4 protein-coding genes and 1 pseudogene are annotated in these 2,644 nt (G+C 62.2%); 2 read left to right on the forward strand and 3 right to left on the reverse strand.

Features of this window, described 5'->3' with window-relative positions:
• Together EN893_RS28255 and aat are read left to right on the forward strand one after the other, a co-directional pair.
• Positions 1 to 311, forward strand: a pseudogene (locus EN893_RS28255) (acetyl-CoA carboxylase biotin carboxylase subunit); the annotation flags it as partial.
• Between the two features lie 12 nt (positions 312 to 323).
• Positions 324 to 941, forward strand: coding sequence for a leucyl/phenylalanyl-tRNA--protein transferase (gene aat, locus EN893_RS28260; protein ID WP_127269232.1), 618 nt, complete (start codon positions 324 to 326; stop codon positions 939 to 941).
• A gap of 9 nt (positions 942 to 950) precedes the next feature.
• On the opposite strand, the gene EN893_RS28265 is transcribed toward aat, so the two are convergent.
• From EN893_RS28265 to EN893_RS28275, 3 genes are all read right to left on the reverse strand, one after another.
• Complete coding sequence (locus EN893_RS28265) at positions 951 to 1,337, reverse strand: hypothetical protein (RefSeq protein ID WP_127269231.1); 387 nt, start codon at positions 1,335 to 1,337, stop codon at positions 951 to 953.
• Between the two features lie 75 nt (positions 1,338 to 1,412).
• Positions 1,413 to 2,003 carry a DUF2155 domain-containing protein gene (locus tag EN893_RS28270; protein ID WP_127269230.1) on the reverse strand — a complete coding sequence of 197 codons (591 nt, stop codon included), beginning with the start codon at positions 2,001 to 2,003 and terminating at the stop codon, positions 1,413 to 1,415.
• 124 nt (positions 2,004 to 2,127) lie between these two features.
• The gene (locus tag EN893_RS28275; protein WP_128361961.1) at positions 2,128 to 2,526 is read right to left on the reverse strand and encodes an NADH:ubiquinone oxidoreductase subunit NDUFA12; all 399 of its coding nucleotides are present in this window, start codon (positions 2,524 to 2,526) and stop codon (positions 2,128 to 2,130) included.
• Between the last annotated feature and the right edge of the window lie 118 nt (positions 2,527 to 2,644).

Consider the following 2,644-nt stretch of genomic DNA (forward strand, 5'->3'; position numbering starts at 1 on the left):
CCTTCACCCCCTCGCCCGGCACGATCACCCATTTCCACACACCGGGCGGCCTGGGCATCCGCGTCGATTCCGGCGTTTATTCCGGCTACAAGATCCCGCCATACTATGACAGCCTGATCGGCAAGCTGATCGTGCATGGGCGTAATCGCGTCGAGTGCATGATGCGCCTGCGCCGCGCCCTGGACGAGTTCGTCGTCGACGGCATCAAGACGACGTTGCCGCTGTTTCGCGATCTCGTCGGCAATGCCGACATCGCCAATGGCGACTACGACATCCACTGGCTGGAAAAATACCTGGCCAAGGAAGACTAGCGCGGAGACGCGATGACCCGCCCCTACGCGCCCGGCTATCGCATCCCCACCGACCTTCTGCTCAAGGCATACGCCTCGGGCGTCTTCCCGATGGCCGAAAGTGCCGGCGACCCGGAGGTGTTCTGGGTGCGGCCGGAGACGCGCGGCATCATTCCGCTCGATGGTTTTCACGCGCCGAAAAGCCTCAGGAAAACGATCAGGAAGAACCCCTTCGACATCCGTTTCGATTTCGATTTCGAAGCGACCATCGACGGCTGCGCCGAAAAGCGCGTGGAACGGCGCTCGACCTGGATCAATGCGCCGATCCGCGAAGCCTATGTCGAGTTGCATCGGATAGGCCATTGTCATTCGGTCGAGGCGTGGCGCGAGGACCGGCTGGTCGGTGGCCTCTATGGCGTGTCGCTCGGCCGGGTGTTTTTTGGCGAGAGCATGTTCGCCAGGGAGACGGACGCTTCCAAGACCTGCCTTTTCTATCTCGTCGAGCGCTTGAAGGCACGCGGCTTCGCTCTGCTTGACACCCAGTTCACCACCGAGCACCTCAAGCGCTTCGGCGCGGTCGACGTGCCGCGCGGCAAATATGAAAAGATGCTGGCCGACGCGCTGAAGGGCGAGGCCGTATTCTATCCCTGAAGATTGAGCCTACTTCCCAGTGGCGGCTTCCAATGGCGTCTGCGAATGGAACATCATCTTCCAGCCGTTGACGCGATGGACATAGCCGGTGCTGACCAGCGCGACGTAAGGTTCGCCGTTCTCGCGTGTCGCATGTGCCTCGTAGGTCAGCATGATGATGTCGCTGCCCGGCTCGATAATACCCTTGAGGTCGATTTTCAGGTCGCGCCAGCGGTTGGGCCTGGTTGCGGTCTTGGCGAGATCCGCATTGTCCATCGCCTGTGCCATCTGCGGAAACGCCACCAGGCATTCGGTGTCGACATTGGCCGCATAGTAGGCCGCGTCGCCCGTCCAGAATCCCTTTTCAAGTTCCAGCAACTCTGCCTTGCCAGCCGTGATCCGCTTGCTGTCTGACATCGGAAGATCCTCCCTGCGCATAGATGCGCGCTCATCCGTGCCCCAACGTATGGTGGCAAGGAGGGTTCCGGAGGATCAGTTGGTGTCGGTCGTATCGGGGTCCGAAGCGTCCGGCTCCGTCACGCCAGGATCTGTCACGTCCGGAGCGGTCGCGGCTTTCGGTTTGGCCGCCGCGGGCTTGGGCGCCTCGGCTTTGGTTGCGTCAGCCTTGGCGCCGTCGGGCGCCGGCACATCCGACTTCTGCTTGCATTCCTTCAGCCAGACGTCGTAGACGGCATGCTCGACGGCATTGAGGCCGGGGCTTTCGGCAAACATCCAGCCGGTGAAGATGCGGCGAATTTTGCGGTCGAGCGTGATCTCGTCGACCTCGACGAAGGAATCGGTCTTCGGCGCCTCGGCCTGCGGCCGCGAATAGCAGACGCGCGGCGTCACCTGCAAAGCGCCGAACTGCACCGTCTCGTCGATATAGACATCGAAGGTGATGATGCGGCCGGTAATCTTGTCGATACCGGCAAACTCGGCAACGGCATTGGTGACCCGGTCCGCTCCGGCGGGCAGCGCCGGCGCGGGTGCCGCGGGCTCAGGCGAAGCGGCGAAGGCCACGGTGCTGACGGCAAGACCGGCGGCTAGCGCCAGACTGGCCGATATTGAGTAAGAAAAGCTCATGCAAAGATACCGGTGGTTCGCGCCCGGGTGATTCTGTCGATCGCCAAGGCTAGTCGCCGTTTTCTGATCAGCAAGCAGCTAAACACCAATTGTGGCGATAAAGGACCGGCTTGCACCCTGTCGCCTACGACCCGGGTGTCCAGGCATCGTAGTCGCCGGTGACCTGCGGGCGGTGCTGATTGGTCAGCACCGAGCCCTTCGGGCGATAGGCCGCCGGGCTGCCGGTCAGATTGGGCTGATGCGGCTTTTGCCAATCGCGCGGCTTGTAGTCCTCGCTGGACGGCGCGACGTCGACGCGGTGGTGCATCCAGCCGTGCCAGCCGGGCGGTATCGCCGAAGCCTCCGAATAATTGCGGTAGATGACCCAGCGGCGCGTGCGGCCTTCCGAATCGATGCCGCCTTCGTAATAGAAATTGCCGGTCTCGTCCTGGCCGACCTTCTTGCCGTACCGCCACGTGTGCAGGCGGGTTCCTATCGTCTTGCTGTTCCACCAGGTGAAAAACTGCGTAAGGAAAGTCTTCATTTCAAAACCCTCGCGCCGGCAGCGCCCGTTTTCCTGCTTATGGCGTCAGGCCTTGCCGAAGGCAAGGCTTTTGCCACGGCGTGGGCGCAAATGGCTTGCCTGAAGCCCCACACCAGCC

The organism is Mesorhizobium sp. M7A.F.Ca.CA.004.04.2.1 (genome assembly GCF_004022825.1).
Classification (GTDB): Bacteria; Pseudomonadota; Alphaproteobacteria; order Rhizobiales; family Rhizobiaceae; genus Mesorhizobium.